Origin of the sequence: Rhodococcus sp. 05-2256-B1 (assembly GCF_002258465.1) — a bacterium.
Lineage (GTDB): Bacteria > Actinomycetota > Actinomycetes > Mycobacteriales > Mycobacteriaceae > Rhodococcoides > Rhodococcoides fascians.
Window position 1 is genome coordinate 329,937 of record NZ_NOZA01000031.1, and the last position, 20,224, is coordinate 350,160.

Annotated in this window: 21 protein-coding genes and 1 other RNA gene; 6 read left to right on the forward strand and 16 right to left on the reverse strand. The window is 64.5% G+C overall.

Features of this window, described 5'->3' with window-relative positions; translation table 11 throughout:
* Window positions 1-54 precede the first annotated feature (54 nt).
* The 14 genes from CH285_RS21570 to prfB form a co-directional block, all read right to left on the reverse strand.
* The gene (locus CH285_RS21570; protein ID WP_052068857.1) at window positions 55-1,380 is read right to left on the reverse strand and encodes an SAM-dependent methyltransferase; all 1,326 of its coding nucleotides are present in this window, start codon (window positions 1,378-1,380) and stop codon (window positions 55-57) included.
* On the reverse strand, window positions 1,377-2,678 hold the full coding sequence (locus tag CH285_RS21575) for an SAM-dependent methyltransferase (RefSeq protein WP_032370739.1): 1,302 nt from the start codon (window positions 2,676-2,678) through the stop codon (window positions 1,377-1,379). Before CH285_RS21575 ends, CH285_RS21570 begins: the two co-directional genes overlap by 4 nt.
* Window positions 2,675-3,454 (reverse strand): DUF1365 domain-containing protein, encoded by a 780-nt coding sequence (locus tag CH285_RS21580; RefSeq protein WP_052068856.1) that lies wholly within the window; start codon window positions 3,452-3,454, stop codon window positions 2,675-2,677. Before CH285_RS21580 ends, CH285_RS21575 begins: the two co-directional genes overlap by 4 nt.
* A complete protein-coding gene (locus CH285_RS21585) occupies window positions 3,445-4,731 on the reverse strand; it encodes an NAD(P)/FAD-dependent oxidoreductase (RefSeq protein ID WP_080729274.1) in 1,287 nt (428 codons plus the stop codon). The genes CH285_RS21580 and CH285_RS21585 overlap by 10 nt, the downstream gene beginning before the upstream one ends.
* Window positions 4,710-5,402, reverse strand: coding sequence for an alpha/beta fold hydrolase (locus CH285_RS21590; protein WP_080729273.1), 693 nt, complete (start codon window positions 5,400-5,402; stop codon window positions 4,710-4,712). Before CH285_RS21590 ends, CH285_RS21585 begins: the two co-directional genes overlap by 22 nt.
* 116 nt (window positions 5,403-5,518) lie before the next feature.
* Window positions 5,519-5,889: a transfer-messenger RNA gene (ssrA, locus tag CH285_RS21595) on the reverse strand.
* Window positions 5,890-5,954: 65 nt separating this feature from the next.
* The gene (locus CH285_RS21600; protein ID WP_255032403.1) at window positions 5,955-7,415 is read right to left on the reverse strand and encodes an SDR family NAD(P)-dependent oxidoreductase; all 1,461 of its coding nucleotides are present in this window, start codon (window positions 7,413-7,415) and stop codon (window positions 5,955-5,957) included.
* A gap of 31 nt (window positions 7,416-7,446) precedes the next feature.
* Complete coding sequence (locus tag CH285_RS21605) at window positions 7,447-8,301, reverse strand: DMT family transporter (protein WP_094643057.1); 855 nt, start codon at window positions 8,299-8,301, stop codon at window positions 7,447-7,449.
* Between the two features lie 8 nt (window positions 8,302-8,309).
* Window positions 8,310-8,783, reverse strand: coding sequence for an SsrA-binding protein SmpB (smpB, locus tag CH285_RS21610; protein ID WP_027496576.1), 474 nt, complete (start codon window positions 8,781-8,783; stop codon window positions 8,310-8,312).
* Between the two features lie 83 nt (window positions 8,784-8,866).
* A complete protein-coding gene (gene ftsX / locus CH285_RS21615; protein WP_032366335.1) occupies window positions 8,867-9,772 on the reverse strand; it encodes a permease-like cell division protein FtsX in 906 nt (301 codons plus the stop codon).
* A gap of 66 nt (window positions 9,773-9,838) precedes the next feature.
* The gene (ftsE, locus tag CH285_RS21620) at window positions 9,839-10,528 is read right to left on the reverse strand and encodes a cell division ATP-binding protein FtsE (RefSeq protein ID WP_027496574.1); all 690 of its coding nucleotides are present in this window, start codon (window positions 10,526-10,528) and stop codon (window positions 9,839-9,841) included.
* 86 nt (window positions 10,529-10,614) lie between these two features.
* Entirely contained in the window at window positions 10,615-11,064 is a 450-nt protein-coding gene (locus CH285_RS21625; RefSeq protein ID WP_027496573.1) for a hypothetical protein, read from the reverse strand.
* Entirely contained in the window at window positions 11,061-11,960 is a 900-nt protein-coding gene (locus CH285_RS21630) for a mechanosensitive ion channel family protein (RefSeq protein WP_027496572.1), read from the reverse strand. Before CH285_RS21630 ends, CH285_RS21625 begins: the two co-directional genes overlap by 4 nt.
* 3 nt (window positions 11,961-11,963) lie before the next feature.
* A complete protein-coding gene (prfB, locus tag CH285_RS21635) occupies window positions 11,964-13,076 on the reverse strand; it encodes a peptide chain release factor 2 (RefSeq protein WP_027496571.1) in 1,113 nt (370 codons plus the stop codon).
* A gap of 202 nt (window positions 13,077-13,278) precedes the next feature.
* On the opposite strand from prfB, the gene CH285_RS21640 reads away from it, so the two are divergent.
* Both CH285_RS21640 and hisN read left to right on the forward strand, forming a co-directional pair.
* Entirely contained in the window at window positions 13,279-13,770 is a 492-nt protein-coding gene (locus tag CH285_RS21640) for a beta-class carbonic anhydrase (RefSeq protein ID WP_027496570.1), read from the forward strand.
* A 59-nt stretch (window positions 13,771-13,829) separates the two neighbouring features.
* Window positions 13,830-14,621 carry a histidinol-phosphatase gene (hisN, locus tag CH285_RS21645; RefSeq protein ID WP_032372675.1) on the forward strand — a complete coding sequence of 264 codons (792 nt, stop codon included), beginning with the start codon at window positions 13,830-13,832 and terminating at the stop codon, window positions 14,619-14,621.
* A gap of 45 nt (window positions 14,622-14,666) precedes the next feature.
* On the opposite strand, the gene CH285_RS21650 is transcribed toward hisN, so the two are convergent.
* Window positions 14,667-15,035 (reverse strand): DUF1304 domain-containing protein, encoded by a 369-nt coding sequence (locus tag CH285_RS21650; protein ID WP_027496568.1) that lies wholly within the window; start codon window positions 15,033-15,035, stop codon window positions 14,667-14,669.
* A 144-nt stretch (window positions 15,036-15,179) separates the two neighbouring features.
* Here CH285_RS21650 and CH285_RS21655 point away from each other — a divergent pair, with 144 nt between their 5' ends.
* The 4 genes from CH285_RS21655 (at window position 15,180) to CH285_RS21670 (ending at window position 19,680) form a co-directional block, all read left to right on the forward strand.
* Window positions 15,180-16,589 (forward strand): acyl-CoA dehydrogenase family protein, encoded by a 1,410-nt coding sequence (locus CH285_RS21655; protein WP_032366564.1) that lies wholly within the window; start codon window positions 15,180-15,182, stop codon window positions 16,587-16,589.
* A gap of 44 nt (window positions 16,590-16,633) precedes the next feature.
* The gene (locus tag CH285_RS21660; protein WP_094643058.1) at window positions 16,634-17,854 is read left to right on the forward strand and encodes an acyl-CoA dehydrogenase family protein; all 1,221 of its coding nucleotides are present in this window, start codon (window positions 16,634-16,636) and stop codon (window positions 17,852-17,854) included.
* Window positions 17,855-18,038: 184 nt separating this feature from the next.
* Window positions 18,039-18,383: a YciI family protein gene (locus tag CH285_RS21665; RefSeq protein WP_032370934.1), complete on the forward strand. Its 345-nt coding sequence runs from the start codon at window positions 18,039-18,041 to the stop codon at window positions 18,381-18,383.
* Between the two features lie 16 nt (window positions 18,384-18,399).
* Window positions 18,400-19,680 carry an RNA polymerase sigma factor gene (locus tag CH285_RS21670; RefSeq protein ID WP_032370733.1) on the forward strand — a complete coding sequence of 427 codons (1,281 nt, stop codon included), beginning with the start codon at window positions 18,400-18,402 and terminating at the stop codon, window positions 19,678-19,680.
* Here CH285_RS21670 and CH285_RS21675 read toward each other — a convergent pair.
* On the reverse strand, window positions 19,653-20,192 hold the full coding sequence (locus tag CH285_RS21675; RefSeq protein ID WP_032366563.1) for a GNAT family N-acetyltransferase: 540 nt from the start codon (window positions 20,190-20,192) through the stop codon (window positions 19,653-19,655). The genes CH285_RS21670 and CH285_RS21675 overlap by 28 nt on opposite strands.
* Between the last annotated feature and the right edge of the window lie 32 nt (window positions 20,193-20,224).

Sequence of the window (20,224 nt, forward strand, 5' to 3'; positions counted from 1 at the left end):
GGACAGCGGTACCGCCGAGACTCGCCAGTGACACGGTGAAGAAGTCGGACCAATTCACCGCGCGGCCACCCACACCGGGCGGACCGGTTCCATCCTGGACGACCCGTCGACCGGGCGAACGGACAAGATCTGGTCGACGCCCATCCTGTTGTCCCGGAATGCCATTCCCCCGCCGATCAGGTACAGCCGCCAGACGCGAGCGACCTCCTCCCCGACCATGGCCACCACCTCGCCGTACCGCGCCTCGAAGCGCTCCGTCCAGACATCGACGGTCCGCACGTAATGCTCCCGCAGAGCATGGACGTCGCGAACCTCGAGTCCGGCCTCCTCGATCATGGCCACGGTCCGCCCGACCGGGCGCATGAACATGTCGGGCGCGATGAACGATTCGATGAATGCCCCGCCGCCGGGGTTGTCGCCTTCTCTTCGCGACATCTGCTGGATCAGTACTCGCCCACCCGGCTTGACGTTGGTGTGCAGTGCGGCGGTGTAGGTCGGGTAATTGGCCTCCCCCACATGCTCACCCATCTCGATCGACGCCACCGCGTCGAAGGGCCCGTCCGGAATCTCCCGATAATCCTGGATTCGGATCTCGACGTTGTCCTGCAGTCCTCGGTCGGCGATTCGCTTGTCGATGAAGGCTTTCTGTTCGCGTGAGATGGTCACTCCGACGACCTGCGCTCCGTATTCCTGTGCCGCATGCAGGCTGAGAGACCCCCAGCCGCAGCCGACGTCGAGGAACCGTTGCCCGGATCGTTTGTCGAGCCCGATCTTTCGGCACACGAGGTCGAGCTTGTCGCGCTGGGCATCATCGAGGGTGTAGTCCGACGAATCCGAGGTCCAGTACGCCGACGAGTACGCCATGTGCGAATCGAGGACCAGTTCGTAGAAGTCGTTCGACAGGTCGTAATGGTGGCTGATCGCAGCGCGGTCGCGGAGCAACGAGTGCAGCCGCCCCTTCACCGAGGCCTGCGACGCAGGTGGCGGTAGTGGGCGGCCGAACACGCCGAGATCCTTGGCCAGCCGCGCCAGCCGCAGTAACGATGCCGCCCCCGGTCGTACTGCCGAGAGCCGGCGCTCACGGACAACACCCCAGACATGATCGAGAGCCGCGGCAAGATCGCCGTCGACGTCCAATTCCCCGGTGACGTACGCCTGCGCAGCACCGAGTTCACCAGGGCTCCACAGCAATCGACGAAGAGCGCTGGGGCTCCGCAACAGCACTCTCGGTGCCAGGGCGTCGCCGGCAACGGATCCGTCCCACGCCTGCAGCCGGACGGGAAGCGGGCCACCCACCAGGGGTTCCATCAACTCGGCAATTCGGTGTGCAACACCGACGCTGCGATCGGTCCGGTCCACGGTACTTGTCGAGGTGGTCATCGGTCGTCCCTTCGATCGAGCACGATCTGCTGAACATCGAGGTACCCGGATCGGAATCCGGCCTCCGAATAGCAGAGGTAGAAGTGCCACATTCGCGCGAATACATCGTCGAACCCGAGACCCTGTGCCTCGCTGCGGTATTCACGGAAGCGACTGTCCCACAGGGCCAGGGTTCGCGCGTAGTGATCACCCATGGACAGGCGTTCGCGAACCCGAAGCGAGGTGTGCTGCTCGGTCACCTCCTCGATGGCCCGCACCGACGGCAGGAACCCGCCGGGAAAGATGTACTTGTGCACCCACGTGTACGTATTGCGGGTGGCCAGCATCCGGTCGTGCGGCATGGTGATGGCCTGGATCGCCACGCGTCCGCCCGGTGCCAGATGTGCATCGATCGTCTCGAAATAGGTTGCCCAGTACTGATGACCGACGGCCTCGATCATCTCGACCGACACGATGGCGTCGTATTGACCGTCCACCAACCGGTAGTCGAGGAGATCGATCTGTACTCGATCGCTGTATCCCGCTGCCGCGCAACGCTTACGCGCGAGCTCCTGCTGCTCCACCGACAGTGTCACCGACCGGACCGTCGCACCGCGAGCGGCCGCGCGAATGGCCAGCTCGCCCCATCCGGTGCCGATTTCGAGGACCCTGGTTCCTTCGCCGACGCCTGCGCGATCGAGTAGCCGGTCGATCTTTCGGCGCTGGGCGTCGGCAAGCTCCACGCTGTCGTCGGGTCCCGATCCGGCGAACAACGCACTCGAGTAGGTCATGGTCTCGTCGAGGAAGAGCTCGAACAGGTCGTTCGACAGATCGTAGTGACGCGAGATGTTCGATCGTGTGTTCTTCGTCGTATTGCGCTCACTCCGTGGAGGTTTCGGGACGTAGAGCCCACGGAGTCGCTGCAAGGGCTCGGGAATCAGCGACGCCATGCGACGAGCGAAGACCTCGAGCACAGCGGTGAGATCCTCGGCATCCCAGTCTCCGGCCATGTATGCCTCACCGAATCCGATGAGGCCGCTGTCGCCGACGCGCGCGGCGAAGTCGTGTGGCCGATAGACCGTCATCAACGGTGCGTCGGACGATCCGGCCCCGAGCACTGTGCCGTCCGGCATCGCGACTCGGACCTGCAATCCCGCGACCGCACGACGGAAGAGAAAGTCGGCAACGGGCGCGGCGACCGCAACTTTCACGCCACCGGGAACGTGGGCGATCTGGGGCCAGACCCGAGGATCGACGAGCGGGCGCGGCCCGGCACCGGACGGGTGCGACACGGAATCGGTTCGAGACACCGTTGTCATCTGTGAGCTCCTTCCTTCTGAACTCTCCGCGCCCCCGGAGGGGCAGGTTTCTGCACGATCTTCAGACCCCGCGCCCAGAGCCGAATGCCTTGCCAGCGAATCTGTATCACCACTCGCAGCGGTGCCATCGGGATCTCGAGTGCGGTACGAAGAATCGATCGCGTCGTCACCTGGCGGCGACGGCCGACGACGGTCGCCACGAACGGAGGGTGACCGAGACGTTCGAGGACGATCGACAGCCGGAGTGTGGCGTCCGGCTCGGGCAGCTGCATGGAGTACTCGCCGTCGACGTCGTTGAACGGTGAGACGTAGAACTCTTTGGCAGTCCGTGCCTCGCCGTGACGACCGGTGTCCAACAGATACCGGTATCGCTCGCCATAGGTGTTGTGCACCTCGGCCACCACGCAGCCGAGGTCTCCGTTTCGGTCGTGACACCAGTACACAGTCAATGGGTTGAACGTGTGCCCGAACACCCGCGCGCTGGCCAACATCGTGATGCGACCGCCGCCGAGATCGATTCCGCTCTCTGCCAAGAAGGCATCGACGTTCTGGCGAATGGTGGCACCAGGGTCACCCAGGTGGTCGCGGGAATCGAATGACGCGAGTGGCCGCAGGATCCGCGGCAGTTCGGGAAGTGCGTCGAGGTCGACGAACCAGCTGTAGCTCTTGTACGAGAACGTATTTCGTATCGGTGCTCGTCGGACGTGATCGATCCGAGTGAGATACAGCGCCGCCCCGTGCGCCCGGGTGTTCGGCAGAACCGACGTCAGAGCCACGAGGCCCCCACCCGTTGCGCGGCGCGCGCTCCGGACAACGCACCGTCCTCGTGGAATCCCCACCCGTGGTACGCCCCGGCGAACGACACCGTATCGGTATCCAATTCGGGCAGCCGACGCTGCGCTGCGACGGATTCGGGGGTGTACTGCGGGTGCTCGTAGGTCATCTCGTCGAGCACCGTGTTCGGGTCGATGCGATCTGCTCCCCCGAGGGTGACCAGCATCCTTCGATCGCTGTCACCCAATCGCTGCAACCTCGTCAGGTCGTAGCTGACCAGAACTCGATCGGGTTTGGCGCTACAGGACGGGAGGTGGTAGTTCCACGACGCTCTCGCTCTGATGTTTCGTGGCAGCACCGACGAGTCGGTGTGCAGTGCAGTGTGATTGACCGAATACGGCATAGCTCCGAGAACGCTGTGTTCGAGCGCAGTCGGCTCCGCGAGCATCTTCAGCGCGGCACCGGGGTGGACTGCGATCACGGCGGCGTCGAACGTGCGCAGGTCGTCGTGGCCGTCCCGGATCTGCACCGAATCCACGGACCGGTAGACAGCATGTACCGGATTGCCGAGCAACACCTCGTCGATGTGCTCCGCAACCCGACGAACGTATTCGATCGACCCGCCGGTGACGGTACGCCAGGTGGGAGATCCTGTGACGGTGAGCATTCCGTGGTGGCGGAGAAAAGTGAACAGGTAGCGAGCCGGGTAGGCGAGAGCAGTGTCCGGATCGCACGACCACACCGCGGACACCAACGGTGTCATGAAGTGGGATTCGAAGTATGCGGAGAACGAGTGCTGCTCCAAGAATTGAGCGAGCGTCGTCTCGGTGTCCGCGGCGTCCTCGCGCTCGAGTAGCTCGGTCGCCAGACGATGAAAACGCTTGACGTCGAGCAGCATCGAGACGAAGCGAGGCCGCAGGACCGCGGTCCGCTGCGCGAGAATGCCCCGCATTCCCTGTCCGCCCGAGTATTCGAGCCCGCAGCCGTCGCACCGAACGGACATGCTCATGTCCGAATCCTGCGTCGGCACGTCGAGCTCGTCGAACAGACGGAGCAGCGTCGGATACGTGCGGTCGTTGTGCACGATGAACCCGGTGTCGACGCCCACCGGACCACCGGGGCCGTCCACGAAGTGGGTGTCCGCATGGCCGCCGAGCCGAGAGTCGGCCTCGTACAACGTCACCGACGAGTTCTTGGACAGCGCGTATGCCGCCGTGAGGCCGGCCACCCCGCTGCCCACGACGGCAACACGGCGGGTCACGACGATTCTCCCCTGCAGCCCGTCGACGCACCGGATTCGCTCGAATCGGTTCGCACTTTTGACTCGTCGGCGATACGGAGAACGAAGTCACGAGTGACGCGCGACCACACGCGCGGATCACGCAGCATGAAATGGCCTCCAGGCACCGAGAGATATTCGGCGTCGGCACCGTTCGCCATTGCGCGTTCGGTCGCACGACGGGAGGTTCGCGGGTCGGTCCACCGGTCGGCAGTTCCGTGCACCACGAGCAGCGTGCGCTTCTCGTCGAATCCGTCGGCCTCCGTACCCTGCGGCCACCACGGAGCAAGCGCAACGACACCCGCGATCGACGGGTCGTCGATCAGCGCAGCAGCTGTGCGCCCGCCCATCGAGTGCCCCACCACGACCACAGGAACTCCGGGATTGCGGTCACGAATGCGGCGCAGCGCCCACCGCGCGTCCTCTACCGGCGTCCGTTCGGGGGCGTTCCAGCCGCGGAATCGATATCGCAGTTGTTGGACCGAGATGTCGCGGCTACGTCCGGCCCGCCGAAGCGTCCAGGTGAAGGGCCACATTCTCAACCCCGCCAGGTGCCACGGACTGCTGCGCGCGCGACTCACGTCCTTGCCACCGCTCAGAACCAATACCACCATCGACGGCGACGACAGCCGCTTCCCCGTGTAGAGAACTGGGGTCCGCTGGTTGCTCATGCTCTCTATTCGGCACCGAGCCCCCTGCGGGTGGGACCGGGTCGACAGCAGTGTTTGTGAGGTGTCCGACACAAAAAAAGACCGGGCCGAGAGAAAGTCTCTCGGCCCGGCCTTCACAGTGGAGCTGCCGGGAATCGAACCCGGGTCCTCTGCTGCATTGCCAGGGCTTCTCCGTGTGCAGTCCGCTATGCCTCTACTTGGATCTCCCGATCTCGCGAACAAGTCAGGATGACGATCCCAGCCACTGTTTGATGTTCCTCATCATCCCGCGGCCGGATGAATCGGTGAGCCCTCTAGCTGATGCCAGTACCCGGGCCGAGGGCAAGCCCGGACTGACAGACACGCAGTCGCTACTTAGGCAGCGAGTGCGTAGTCGCGCTGATTGGAATCGGCGCTTATAAGGTTGCGATGACGCTTACGGTGGTCTCTCGCCTGCACCGACACGCTTCCCCTGACTCAACATACAAAGTCGAAACCGTTCAGCCCCGTATGTTCCCGGACACCGTGTCCGGGCTGTTCAGTGTAACGCGTCGATCGGCCATATTCATCCCGTTAACGGCCGGCAGGTCCCTGCGCCGCGGCTGCACCGGCGTCGGACTCGACTCGATCCACTACTGTCCGCAGCATTCGACGAGCAACGGCCCTGCGTACGGGCAACGACGCGTACCACACGGCTCGCCCGGCCAATCCGCGAGGAAAGAACACGAGTCGCTGTTCGATCGTCGGCTGCTTGGCGGTGCCACCGACCGTGAGATCCAACCACGCCTCTCCTGGCAGCCGTCGCGACGACTTCAGCCGGGTGGTGTGTTCGGTTCCCGAGGCGGACGCATCCGGCCCCGTGGCGTCACGGTGCCAACCGGCAAGCACCTCGGCGTCGGCCAATCGTTCGAGCGCGGGCCGAATGGTGCTCGAACGCGCGCCGCTTCGGGCCACCCGGGTATCGGTGTAGACGACCTCTCCAGCCCAATCAGGGTCGGAGGGAAGCGGATCCGACGGGGCCGCAGTTCCGGTGGCGTCGGTCCACCGTGTCTCGACTTCGCCGTCGTCGATCTTGCGTAGAGCCAGCCGCACCGAATCTCGGTAGCCCGTCAAGCCTTCGGCCGGACGTGGAACGACGGCGTCGATATCCATTTCGTGACCGACGGCGTCGTACTGCAACGATTCGATGAGCGGCATCGCCAATCCGCGCGGAATCGGCGTCACCAACCCGATCCAGTGACCGGCCAGGCGAGGCGTCAACACCGGCAGCACGATGATGCGACGCTGGCGCAGACCGGCCACGTCGGCGTAGATGTTCATCATCTCGCCGTACTGCATGACGTCCGGCCCGCCGATGTCGTACGTGCGGGATTCGGTGACCGGAGCACTCGCGGCCCCGATGAGATAGTGCAGCACGTCGCGTACGGCAATCGGCTGAATACGGTTGTGTACCCACCGTGGGGTGGTCATCACCGGCAACCGATTGGTCAGGTGGCGAATCATCTCGAACGAGGCCGAACCGGACCCGATGACGACGCCCGCCTGCAGCACGATCGTCGGGACACCCGACTCGATCAGAATACGACCGACCTCGGCGCGTGACTTCAGGTGTGGCGACAGCTCACCCGTCGGCGGATGCAGGCCCCCGAGGTACACGATGCGACCGACGCCGCAATCCGCTGCGACGGTGGCTACGTTCTCGGCGCTGTCGCGTTCGGTGTCGGCAAAATCGGAATGGCCCGCGGTGCCCATCGAGTGCACCAGGTAGTACATGACGTCGACGTCGCTGAGCGCCTCCTTCAGTGACTCCCGATCACTCAGGTCACCCTGGACGATCTCGACGTCCGCCGCCCACGGAACGTTGTCGAGCTTGCTCGGGGTCCGAGCCAACACGCGAACTCGGTAACCCTCGTCGAGCAGGCGCGGTGCCAGACGACCGCCCAGGTATCCCGTGGCACCGGTGACCAGCACACGCGGCCGAGACGACGCGTTCTCGGATGTGGGGACATCGGAGGTAGAACCGGAAGCAGTCATAAACGGGTTCATTACCCGTGCGCGGGCAAGTTCAACCCGCGAGCGCGATCATCGCGATTGCCCCGAGCGCCAACGCCATTCCCACCTTGTGCAGTGCGCCGACCCGTTCGCCGAGCATCACCATCGCCAGCAACACCGTCGCAGCCGGATACAGCGAGGCGATGACGCTAACCAACGACAGCAGACCGCCCTCGTACGCGTAGATCATCGCGGCGTTGGCGACCACGTCGAGCACGCTGACGAACGCGGCAAGTTTCAGCACGCTGCCGTGGGGCGGTACGAAATGCCCCGACGCCAACGCGACTGCCCAGACCACCGCGGTGGCCGATGCGCGGGACGCCGCGAGGGGCCACAGCCCACTGCCGTCACCGATCTGATGCAGGAAGATGAAGGCGAAGGCGAACGTCACACCCGACCCGACCGTCAGCCAGGCCACGGTGCGGGTGAACTTCATGTCGCGGCCGCCCGCGACCTCGCCGGTCACCTCGTCCGGTGACTCCCTGCTGACCAGCACGACGGCCACCAGGGCAACGGCGATGCCCACGAAGGCGATGACGCCGGGACGCTCACCCATCGACAACCCGACCAGAACGGGGATTCCGGCGACCAGCACTGCCGTCACCGGGGACACCACAGCCATCGGCCCGGCCGCGAGCGCGAGATAGAACCACCACACGGCGACGCCGCCCGCTACACCCGACGCCAGGCCCCACAGCATCGCGGGGAGTTCGATGGTGCCGCCGACGAACGGGGCGACGAGCAGCACGATGACGAGTGACAGCGGGTAGGACACGATGACCACCCGCAGGGCTGCGACTCGACGGGACGCGACACCGCCGACGAAATCGCTCACCCCGTAGCCCACGGCAGCTACCAGAGCGAGCAGGACAGCGGTCAGCGCATGCCCTTCACTCGACGCCCGAGCTCACGAGTGACTTCGCGTTCGGCGGTGCGCTTGGCTAACGACTGTCTCTTGTCGTAATCCTGCTTGCCTTTGGCCAACGCCAGTTCGACCTTGACCTTGCCGTCCGAGAAGTACATCGACAGCGGCACCAACGTCAGGTTTCCCTCTTTGACCTTGCCGGCCAGGCGGTCGATCTCGCGACGATGGAGAAGAAGTTTGCGGTTTCGACGCGGCGCGTGGTTGGTCCAGCTTCCGAGTGTGTATTCCGCGATGTGCAGCCCGCGCAGCCAGATCTCGCCGTCGTCGACGGTCGCGAAGGCGTCGACGAGGGAGGCCTTGCCGTCGCGCAGGCTCTTGACCTCGGTGCCGACGAGCGCGACTCCGGCCTCGACGACGTCGAGTATGGAGTAGTTGTGCCGTGCCTTGCGATTGGTCGCAATGGCCTTGCGGCCCTTCTCTCTCACTGCAGGGCCCTTTCTCGAGCGTTCGATGCGTGACGCCGCCTCATCGGCAACCGCTCCAGCATAGAACCGATCGGCAACCGAATTTATTCGCGCACGTAGAGGCGCAATGTGATGTAGGCGGTGACCGCCGCCATTCCCACTCCGACGAGTGCCAGGAACGGTGAGACCAACAGCACGTCACTGTTCGATATCCGGGCCAGAATATTGGCCTGATACACGTCGGAGAGGACGTCGTCGATGAACATGTTCTTCGCGGTGAACAGCCCGGCAATCGCCAGGGCCGAACCGACCAGAGCTGCGACCACGGCTTCGAGGAGGAACGGCAGCTGGGTGTACCACCGGGTGGCGCCGACCAGCCGCATGATTCCGACCTCGGTTCGTCTGGTGAACGCGGCGATCTGGACCATGTTGGCGATCAGGAGGATCGCAGCGATCGCCTGCACGGTGGCAATCGCGAACGCTGCGTTGCGTACTCCGTTGAGGACGCTGAACAACCGCTCCACCAGGTCTCGCTGGTTGAGCACGCTCTGCACGCCCGGACGGTTCTCGAAGTTGTCGTTGATCACTCCGAATCGCTCCGGGTCGCTCAGACGCACCTTGAACGAGGCCGGGAAACTGTCGGCACTGACCAACTCGGCCAGTTCGGGTTGGTCCTTGAACACTCGCTCGGTCGCGTCCTTCACCGCGTCCTCGCGGTTGAGGTACTGCACCGAGACCACGGAGGGTGTGTTCTCGAGATCCGAGCGCAACGTAGCGCACGTCTCCTGGGCACAATCTGCGTCGGTGGCAGAGATGTCGTCGGTGAGGAAGATCTGCACCTCCACCCGGTCGAGGAAGATCTGCTGGGTCTTTCCTGCCATCTGCACCACGAGCAATCCGCCGCCGAACAGACCGAGGGAAATAGCGGTCGTCAAGATCATGGCGATCGTCATGGTGATGTTGCGGCGAAGCCCGGTGAAGACCTCACTGAAGATGAAACTTGCGCGCATCGCGGAATCCGAGCCCTTCGATTCGTTCGGTCGAGAAGTCTGAGCGGTCGAGTTGGGTGGTCGGTGTCAGCGGCCGACGCCGTAGACCCCTCGGGCCTCGTCACGAACGACTCGTCCGTTGTCCAGTTCCACGACGCGTCGACGCATGGAATCGACGATGTGGTTGTCGTGGGTCGCCATCAGCACGGTGGTTCCGGTGCGATTGATGCGCTCGAGCAGCAGCATGATGTCCTGACTGGTGTCCGGATCGAGGTTTCCGGTCGGCTCGTCGGCGAGCAACACCAGCGGCCGATTGACGAACGCCCTGGCGATCGCCACACGCTGCTGCTCACCACCGGACAACTCGTTGGGCAGACGGTCGGACTTGCCGCCGAGTCCCACCAGATCCAGCACCTCGGGAACAGTGCGCTTGATCATCGATCGAGGCTTGCCGATCACCTCGAGCGCGAACGCGACGTTTTCCACCACGGTCTTCTGCTGCAGCAGTCGGAAGTCCTGGAACACGCACCCCATGCTCTGTCGTAGCCGCGGGACGCGACGAGCAGCGAGCCGGTTGACGTGGAAATCCGCTACATGGATATCGCCGGACGTCGGCGTCTCTTCCTTGAGCAGCAAGCGCATGAATGTCGACTTGCCCGAACCCGAGGGCCCGATCAGAAACACGAACTCGCCTTTGTCGATGGAGACCGTCACCTTGTCCAGAGCGGGCCTGGTCGAGGTCTTGTAGGACTTGGACACATTCGAGGTGCTGATCACGGGTCGCCAGTGTAGTCCTTACCCGCCGGTAACCGCCGGAAGCGAGCGGGTGCCGCGGCGAGTCCCGAGAGCCGGTAAAGAGTGCGTCAGCGCGACGACGTCGGTGCAGGCCGGGACGGGATGAGCGACTGAATCGCCGGCGGGATGGGCACGCCGAACGGGGCAGTCGTCGTGGTCGGCGGGGCGGTGGTCGTCGTCGACTGGGTACCGGTGTCGTCGGCGCTCGTCGACGACTCCGGGTCGGTGGTCGTGCTGGGTGTGGTGGTGGTCGACAGACGTGAGGGGGTCGGTACGTACGTCTGCGATTCGCTCGGTTGCGTGAGCTCGTCCGGGCTCACCGCAACCGGCCCCTGAACCGCTTCCCCGTTCCTCTCGGCGATATCTGCGCTGACCTGCCCGTACAGCAGAGCGGTGAGCACGAAGCAAATTCCGAACGCCACGGTGGAGGTTCGGACGCGGCCGTAGATCTTGGCCGGAATGCGCCACTGCCGCCAATTTCGTTGCGAGCGTTCGGTTCCGGTATCGGGTGTACTCACTGGTCTTCCGTTCGATCTCGTCCCGATGATTCCGGTGCAACCCCGGCCGTGCTGACGTCGGGGGCAACGTTGATGCCCTCGGGCTGCAGCGCAGCGGCGACTCTCACACGCAGCTCTCGTCCCACCTGGAATTGCTTGCCCGGCAGCGTCCGCGCGACCAAGCGCACGTTGACCTGCCCCACCTCGATGCTCTCCACGCCCATCACGGTCGGTTCGTCGAGTAGGAGCGGACGCAAGTGTGAATCTGCGAACGCATCGCGGCCGACCGCACGCAGAAGCGCATTCACCTGAGTCAGATCGGCGGTACTGGGGACAGGAACGTCGACGACGGCGCGAGCCCAATCCTTGGACAGGTTGATCGCCTTGACGATCTGCCCGTTCGGCACGGTGATGACCTCGCCGTCGACGCTACGGACCCGCGTCACTCGGAGCGTGACGTCCTCGACGGTGCCCTCGGCATCCTCGGCGGAGCCGTTGACGGCGATCTGCACCACGTCACCGAAGCCGTACTGCCGTTCGGTGATGATGAAGAAGCCGGCCAGGATGTCTTGCACCACGCGCTGAGCACCGAAGCCGAGGGCTGCACCGATGACAGTCGCGGGTGCCACGAGTCCACCGACCCCGAAGCCGAACCGGCGCAGCACCTCGATGGTGACCAGGATGTAGATGAGCGTGACCAGCACCCAGGTGATGACCTGAGCCAGAGCATGACGGTGTTTGGCGGCTTCCGACCGGACGAGCGCGTCGCTGTGCTGGTAGTTCTGGTCGATGCGGGCAGTGATTCGAGATCCGGTCCACGTGACGAACCGCGCGGCCAGTAGCCCGCCGAGGATGTACAGCACGATTCCGAGGCCGTTGAGCTTGACCTCGGGCGTCACGTTGAGCCAGGCCGTCATCGGTTACTGCTCCCCTCGCATTCGCCAGCGAATTCCCGATTCCAGGAAGCCGTCGATGTCTCCATCGAGAACAGTAGACGGATTGTTGACCTCGTACTCGGTACGCAAATCTTTGACCATCTGGTACGGGTGCAGCACGTACGAGCGCATCTGATTACCCCAGGAGCTGCCGCCGTCACCCTTGAGCGCGTCCATCTCGGCCCGCTCTTCCTTGCGCTTGACCTCGAGCAGCTTGGCCTGCAGCACGCGCATGGCCGACACCTTGTTCTGCAGCTGCGACTTCTCGTTCTGGCAGGTCACGACGATTCCGGTCGGAATATGCGTCAACCGGACGGCGGAGTCGGTGGTGTTGACCGACTGCCCACCTGGCCCGGACGAGCGATAGACGTCGACCCGAATGTCGTTCTCGGGGATTTCGATGTGGTCGGTGGTCTCGACGACCGGAAGCACCTCGACCTCGGCGAACGACGTCTGGCGTCGACCCTGGTTGTCGAACGGGCTGATCCGGACGAGCCGGTGCGTGCCTTGCTCGACCGACAGCGTTCCGTAGGTGTACGGGGCCTTGACGGCGAACGTCGCGCTCTTGATTCCGGCTTCTTCGGCGTAGGACGTGTCGTAGACCTCGACGCCGTACCCGTGCTTCTCGGCCCAGCGGATGTACATGCGCATGAGCATTTCCGCCCAGTCGGCGGCGTCGATTCCGCCGGCACCGGAGCGAATGTTCACGAGGGCGTCGCGGGCGTCGTACTCACCGGACAGCAGCGTTCGAACTTCCATGGCAGCGATGTCCTCTCGGAGCGAGGCGCGTTCGGCGTCGGCGTCAGCGGTGGCGGACGCGGCGGCCTCGCCCTCTTCGCCCTCGGCCAACTCGTACAGAACCGGCATGTCCTCGAGGCGCTGCCGGAGCTCCTCGACGCGGCGCAGTTCGGCCTGCGCATGGGAGAGCTGGCTGGTCACCTGCTGAGCGTGTTCCTGGTCGTTCCACAGGTCGGGTGAGGCGGCCTGATGTTCCAGCTCGTCGATGCGTCGCCGCAGCTCCTCGACGTCGAGAACGGACTCGACTGTGGACAGAGTGGTGTCGAGCTCGGCGAGGTCTGCAGAAACGTCGGGATGCACGAGAGTCAAGGTTACCGGCACACGAACCCGTCCCCGACCGCCCCCGAAGACGCATGGTCATCCAGGGGTTCGAACCGTGCTGATTCGAACCCTGTTCGGGCACATCGTCCGCTGTTAGCTTTCGACGCGTCGACATATGCGCACGTCGACATCACTGCCGCCGCACGATGCCAGCGACATTCGATGGACACAGGAGTCTCGTATGACCGTCACCGACCAGTACCTCGAGAACAACAAGGCATACGCCGCCCAGTTCGACGGCCCTCTACCGCTGCCGCCGTCGAAGCACGTCGCGGTGGTCGCGTGCATGGACGCCCGGCTCGACGTCTACCGGATTCTCGGCCTGGCCGACGGGGAAGCACACGTGATCCGCAATGCGGGTGGGGTGATCACCGACGACGAGATTCGTTCGCTGGCCATCAGCCAGCGGCTGCTCGGCACCAAGGAGATCATCCTGATCCACCACACCGATTGCGGCATGCTCACGTTCACCGACGACGAGTTCAAGAACGACCTCCAGGAAGAGACGGGTCTGAAGCCCAACTGGGCTGCCGAATCGTTCCCCGATCTGAACCGCGACGTTCGGCAGTCCTTGGCGCGCATCGAGCTCAGCCCGTTCGTCACGAAGCACGAGTCGCTTCGCGGGTTCGTCTTCGATGTTGCCACCGGAAAGTTGAACGAAGTCACCGGATAGGCCCGGCCACCCGTATTGCCGCGTACGAGCAGGCCCGTGCGCGGCGATAGTCTTCTGCGGTGACCGACTACTCTGCCGATCTGCATCTCGCCCTCCGGCTCGCCGACGAAGCCGACGTCATCACCCGTGGACGATTCCTCGCCATGGACCTGACGGTGGACTCGAAGCCGGATCTCACACCGGTCAGCGACGCAGACCTGGCCGTGGAAACGATGATTCGGGCGGAGCTCGGTTCGGAGCGTCCCGACGATGCTCTGCTCGGCGAGGAGTTCGGTGGCACGGCTACGTTCAGCGGCCGCCAATGGGTCGTCGATCCGATCGACGGCACCAAGAACTTCGTGCGCGGCGTACCCGTGTGGGCAACGCTGATCGCGCTGCTCGAGGACGGCGTCCCCGCAGTCGGAGTGGTCAGCGCCCCGGCGCTGCATCGCCGATGGTGGGCCGCCGAGCAGCTGGGATCGTGGACGAGCGTCGGCGACGAAGCCGCCCGTCGAATCAACGTGTCGAAAGTCGATTCACTTTCCGCGTCCAGTCTGAGTTTCTCCAGCCTGTCCGGCTGGGCCGACCTCGGAACCAGAGACCGCTTCGTCGGACTGACCGATGACGTGTGGCGAGTCCGCGCCTACGGCGATTTCTTCTCCTACTGCCTGCTCGCCGAAGGAGCCCTCGACATCGCCGCCGAGCCGGAGGTCTCCTTGTGGGATCTGGCGGCACTCGATGTTCTGGTGCGCGAGGCGGGCGGGACCTTCACCTCGCTCGATGGACGCGTCGGGCCGCACGGCGGGAGCGCGGTAGCCACGAACGGGCTGCTGCACCAGGACGTCCTCGGCCGCCTCTCCCCCGCTGCGTGAATCGGTCGGCACTCACCGGAGACGGACGGTGAGAACAGCGAGGCGTCAGAGGACTGCGGCCAGAACCAGGGCCAGGAGCGGAGTGATTCCCTGCACGAACGCGGGCCGGAAGTACTTCGCTCCGCCGGTGGCGAGCACCAGAGCCGCGCCGACGATGCTGGCGCATGCGAAGTAGACGATCGCGTCGCCGGCCGAACCGCCCACGATGAGGCCGACCACGATGCCGATGCCGAGAAACAGGTTGTAGAACCCCTGATTGAAGGCCATCGGTTTGGTGATGTCTGCGTCGTTCTGACTGGCGACACCGAACTTCGCCCACACGGCCGGCTTGGACCAGAGCACGCTTTCCATGACGAAGATGGCGACATGGAGTACCGCGGCGAGGGCGGCGAAGACCTGAGCTATCGGATGCACGGGAAACAGCCTGTCACATCGGTACGACGCAGGATACGAAAGACCCGCCACGGTGTCGTGCGCCACCAGTACTTACTCGACAGTAGACAGCTAACTTACTCGGGAGTAAGATCTGTGAAGTCCGTGCCCGACGCCGAGGAACTGGTGATCATGAGCAAGCAAGACAGTGTGGTCGACGCGAAGGCCCCCAAGGTGCCCCGCGATACTTCTGCGGTTGGCCTCAACCCGTTCAAGAGAGATGCGATCGGAACCGCCATGCGCGTTCTGACGGCCATCACCGGGTCCGAACTGGCGGAGAAGTACAACCTCCGACAGACGATCGACCGCGTCACGTACGAGAGCACCAAAACCGGTTTCAAGACTCTCGGCGCTGCCAACCGTACGTTCGCCAAGGTCACCGGAGGCGGCAAGCCCAAGCGTCTCGACGACGGTGCCGCGAAGAACCTGAGCTACTTCGACCTGACCCCCGACGACGAGCAGCGCATGATCGTCGAAACGGTCAAGGAGTTCGCCGAGGAGATCCTCCGGCCGGCCGCCTTCGAGGCCGATCACAACGCCTCCTCGCCCGAGGACCTGGTCCGCCGATCCGCCGAACTCGGCATCACGCTGATCAACGTCCCCGAGGAGCTCGACGGTGCCGCCAGCGAGCGCGGTGCGGTCACCAACTCCCTCGTCGCCGAGGCTCTCGCCCACGGCGATATGGGCCTGGCCCTGCCTATCCTCGCGCCCAGCGGTGTCGCTGTCGCCCTCACTCAGTGGGGAACGGATGCGCAGCAGAAGACGTACCTTCCGGCATTCGTCGGCGAGAAGGTGCCGAACGCAGCAGTGGTCGTCAACGAGCCCCGCGCACTGTTCGATCCGTACGCGCTGCAGACCAAGGCGGTGCGCTCGCCCAGCGGATACAAGCTCAACGGAGTCAAGAGCCTCGTACCCGCGGCCGGCAGCTCGGAGCTGTTCGTCATCGCGGCGGAACTCGAAGGTCGCCCGACTTTCTTCATCGTCGAGTCCGACTCCAAGGGCCTCGTCGTCGAAGCGGATCCGAGCATGGGTCTGCGCGCCGCGGGCCTGGGTCGCCTGATCCTCACCGACGTGGCAGTGCCCGAGTCGGCTCTGCTCGGTGATGGTGACGCCGACCAGCGCGCCGCCGAGTACAGCGCCGCCATCGGTTTGGCCCGTCTGGGCTGGGCCTCCTTGGCCGTCGGTACGAGCCAGGCCGTACTCGACTACGTCGTTCCGTACGTCAACGAGCGCGTTGCGTTCGGCGAGCCGATCAGTAACCGCCAGGCCGTGGCCTTCATGGTCGCCAACATCGCCATCGAGCTCGACGGCATGCGGTTGGTCACGCTGCGTGGCGCGTCTCGCGCCGAGCAGGGACTGTCGTTCACTCGTGAATCGGCCCTCGCACGCCGCCTGGCGTCCGAGAAGGGAATGCAGATCGGCTCCGACGGTGTGCAGTTGCTCGGTGGACACGGCTTCACCAAGGAACACCCGGTCGAGCGCTGGTACCGCGATCTACGGTCCGTCGGCGTCGCCGAAGGCATCGTTCTCATCTAGCTCGCCGACCCGAATTCCATGGCACTCACCCAAGGACACACACGATGATCAATCTTGAACTTCCCAAGAAGCTTCGGGCGCAGGCGAATCAGGCTCACCAGGTCGCTGCCGAGATCTTCCGCCCCATCTCCCGCAAGTACGACCTCGCCGAGCACGAGTACCCGGTGGAGCTCGACACCATGGCGTCCATGGTCGAAGGCATGTCCGACGCCGGTGGCGAAATCGGCGGAGCGGCCGGTGGCCGCGAGAAGGACAGCGAGTCGGCCAAGCCCAGCAAGACCGCCAACTCCAACGGCGGCAACATGTCCGCTCTGGTGAACGTCATCGAAACCTGCTGGGGCGACGTCGGCCTCACGCTGTCGATCCCGTACCAGGGACTCGGCAACTCCGCTATCGCCGCGGTCTCCACCGACGAGCAGCTCGAGCGCTTCGGCAAGGTGTGGGCTTCGATGGCCATCACCGAGCCCAGCTTCGGCTCGGACTCCGCGGCAGTCACCACCACCGCTGTCCTCGACGGCGACGAGTGGGTGCTCAACGGCGAGAAGATCTACGTCACCGCCGGTGAGCGTTCCACCCACATCGTGGTGTGGGCAACGGTCGACAAGTCTCTCGGCCGCGCAGCCATCAAGTCGTTCGTCGTCCCGCGTGACGCCCCGGGCCTGTCGGTTGCCCGCCTCGAGCACAAGCTGGGCATCAAGGCGTCCGACACCGCAGCCCTGCTGCTCGAGGATTGCCGCATCCCGAAAGACAACCTGCTCGGCACCGCCGAGGTCAACGTCGAAAAGGGCTTCGCGGGCGTCATGCAGACGTTCGACAACACTCGCCCTCTGGTTGCTGGAATGGCAATCGGCGTCGCCCGTGCCGCACTGGAAGAGTTGCGGTCGATCCTGGTCGAGGCCGGAGTCGACATCTCGTACGAGACTCCCGCCTACAACCAGCACGCGGCGGCCGCAGAGTTCCTGCGACTCGAAGCAGACTGGGAAGCCGCGCACCTGCTCGCATTGCGCGCGGCATGGATGGCCGACAACAAGGAGCCCAACTCGCTGCAGGCGTCGATGTCGAAGGCGAAGGCCGGACGCTCCGCAGTCGACATCACCCTCAAAGCAGTCGAGTTGGCCGGTACCTACGGCTACTCCGAGCGCCCGCTGCTCGAGAAGTGGAGCCGTGACTCCAAGATTCTCGACATCTTCGAGGGCACGCAGCAGATCCAGCAGCTGATCGTCGCCCGTCGCGTACTCGGAAAGTCCTCGGCCGAGCTGAAGTAAGCAGTGGCTCGTCATCGACTCGGCACATGATCGACAAGCGGCACCGGACTGTGCGTCCGGTGCCGCTTTCGTGCGCTTCGAAGAAATGCCGAGGGTCGGTGTCGATATCGTGATGTCTCGATCGTCGTCTTCGTGTACGGCGAATCGCGCCGCGACACCGAGGTACCGAACGAGGGAGCGCACCATGAAGTACATCCTGTTGATCAACGCCGACACCTCCCCCGGTGCTGCACCCGGCTGCAGCAGTGTGGAGGACTGGATGACGTACGAGAAGGAACTGAAGGAGGCCGGGGTCTACGTTGCCGGGCACGCGCTGGCCGACTTGACCACCGCTACCGCGGTACGCGTCGATCCGAACACGGGCGAACGGACCGTCACGGACGGCCCGTATGCCGAGTCGCACGAGGTACTCGGGGGTTACGACGTCATCGACGTTCCCGACCTCGATGCCGCGCTCGAGTGGGCGGCCCGCTGCCCCGGCTCCAAGGACGGCGGCACCGTCGTCGTGCGCCCGCTCGCAGAATTCTGACGCGCGGGATCGTTCGGTGAGCGAGGTCGAGGTCAGTCGAACGATCGGATCGGTCTTCCGTGCCGAGCGCTCGATGCTGCTCGCGTCGTTGGTGCAGCGCTACCGTGACCTCGACCTCGCCGAGGAGGTGACGTCGGATGCCATCGAGGCGGCTCTGAAGCATTGGCCGATCGATGGCATACCGGCCAAGCCAGGGGCCTGGTTGCTCACCACAGCCCGGCGCAAGGCAGTCGACCGCCTCCGACGCGATGAGACACTGGCTGCGAAAATCGCCGTACTGCAGATCGACTCGGACCGCGACAACCCGTCCGGCTCGAATGCGCTCGACGATCGTGTGCCCGACGATCGCCTCCAGTTGTTCTTGACGTGCTCCCACCCGGCTCTTGCTGCCCAGGACCGACTCGCCCTGACGCTGAGGTGTCTCGCGGGTCTGTCCACAGCAGAGGTGGCACGCGCACTGCTCATCCCTCCTGCCACGGCTGCACAGCGAATAGTGCGGGCCAAGAACAAGATTCGCACGGGTCGCATTCCGTTTCGCGTTCCGGGACCGGACGAGCTGGCGGAAAGAGTGCCCATGGTGCTCGAGGTCGTCTACTCCATCTTCACCGAGGGGTACTCGGCGACATCCGGCGATGGAGTCGGACGCGTCGATCTCTCGAACGAAGCGATCGGTATGGGCAGAGTTCTGCACGCGGCTCTGCCGGGCACGTCCGAGGTGACCGGCTTGCTGGCGCTGATGTTGCTGACCGACGCCAGACGCCGCGCCCGGATCGACGAACACGGCGAGATCGTGCTGTTGGCCGATCAGGACCGGCGCGTATGGAATGCCGCGTTCATCGCCGAGGGAACGGAACTCGTGAGCGAGGCCCTGACCCGCGGGCCGGCCGGCCCGTACTCCGTTCAGGCCGCCATCTCGGCATTACACGACGAGGCTGCTGACGCCGCGAGCACGGACTGGCCTCAGATCGTGGCTCTGTACGACGTGTTGATGGCACTCACACCATCACCGGTGGTCGCGCTCAACCGGGCCGTCGGCGTCGCAATGACCGAAGGGCCCGAGGCCGGGCTCGAGTTGTTGGACGCCATCGCCGCTGAGCCGGCCCTGCGCCGGTACCACCCGTTCGCGATGGCGAAAGCCGATCTGCTGCACCGACTGGGCCGGATGGACGAGGCCGCCGTGCACTACCGGAGAGCACTGGATTTCGCGCGAACGGCACCGGAGAAGCGTTTGCTGAGAAGACGACTGGCCGAGGTTGCCGACGCACGGGATCAGGCGGACAGCACAGCATCCACCTGATCGGCCGTCAGCGGTCGGTCTGCGTACACCAGTCGGATGGCCTCGGGATCGGGGTTGCCGATATCGGGTCCACGGGATACCAGCTTCAGGCCGGCGCGCTCTGCCACGCGAGCGGAGGAGAGGTTGTGTTCGAGAAGATATGCCACGACCGGCATTTCGGGCCGAGTTCGGTACGCGCACTCGACTGCGGTTCGACTCATCTCTGCGGCGTACCCCTTACCTTGCGCGTCGGGATGGAGACGGTAGCCGAGATTCCAGAAGGCATTCTGTCGGATGGAACACCCGCCGTAGCCGCTGATCATGTCGCTGCCGTGCTCACGAACGATCCACGTACTCAATCCATCTCGACGCCATTGCGCAGTCCAGTTCTGCACCATACGTTCGGTCGTACCGATATCGGTGTGCCGCAAGCCCGGAAAGTGTGTCCACGACTGCGGATCACTGCAGATCTCGTACAGCGCGTCGAGATCCGCATCTGCAGGCTCGTCGAGAACCAGTCGTGGGGTCTTCATTCGCACACCGATGATCCTAGAGGGCTCGAGTC

Excerpts from the sequence above, each read along its gene's own strand:
- CH285_RS21660 (WP_094643058.1), top strand. The coding sequence starts at position 16,634 with ATGATCAATCTTGAACTTCCCAAGAAGCTTCGGGCGCAGGCGAATCAG.
- CH285_RS21600 (WP_255032403.1), bottom strand. The coding sequence starts at position 7,415 with ATGACTGCTTCCGGTTCTACCTCCGATGTCCCCACATCCGAGAACGCG.
- CH285_RS21630 (WP_027496572.1), bottom strand. The coding sequence starts at position 11,960 with ATGACGGCCTGGCTCAACGTGACGCCCGAGGTCAAGCTCAACGGCCTC.
- ftsX (WP_032366335.1), bottom strand. The coding sequence starts at position 9,772 with ATGCGCGCAAGTTTCATCTTCAGTGAGGTCTTCACCGGGCTTCGCCGC.
- CH285_RS21675 (WP_032366563.1), bottom strand. The coding sequence starts at position 20,192 with ATGAAGACCCCACGACTGGTTCTCGACGAGCCTGCAGATGCGGATCTC.
- CH285_RS21640 (WP_027496570.1), top strand. The coding sequence starts at position 13,279 with ATGACCGTCACCGACCAGTACCTCGAGAACAACAAGGCATACGCCGCC.
- CH285_RS21590 (WP_080729273.1), bottom strand. The coding sequence starts at position 5,402 with ATGAGCAACCAGCGGACCCCAGTTCTCTACACGGGGAAGCGGCTGTCG.
- CH285_RS21665 (WP_032370934.1), top strand. The coding sequence starts at position 18,039 with ATGAAGTACATCCTGTTGATCAACGCCGACACCTCCCCCGGTGCTGCA.
- CH285_RS21570 (WP_052068857.1), bottom strand. The coding sequence starts at position 1,380 with ATGACCACCTCGACAAGTACCGTGGACCGGACCGATCGCAGCGTCGGT.
- CH285_RS21575 (WP_032370739.1), bottom strand. The coding sequence starts at position 2,678 with ATGACAACGGTGTCTCGAACCGATTCCGTGTCGCACCCGTCCGGTGCC.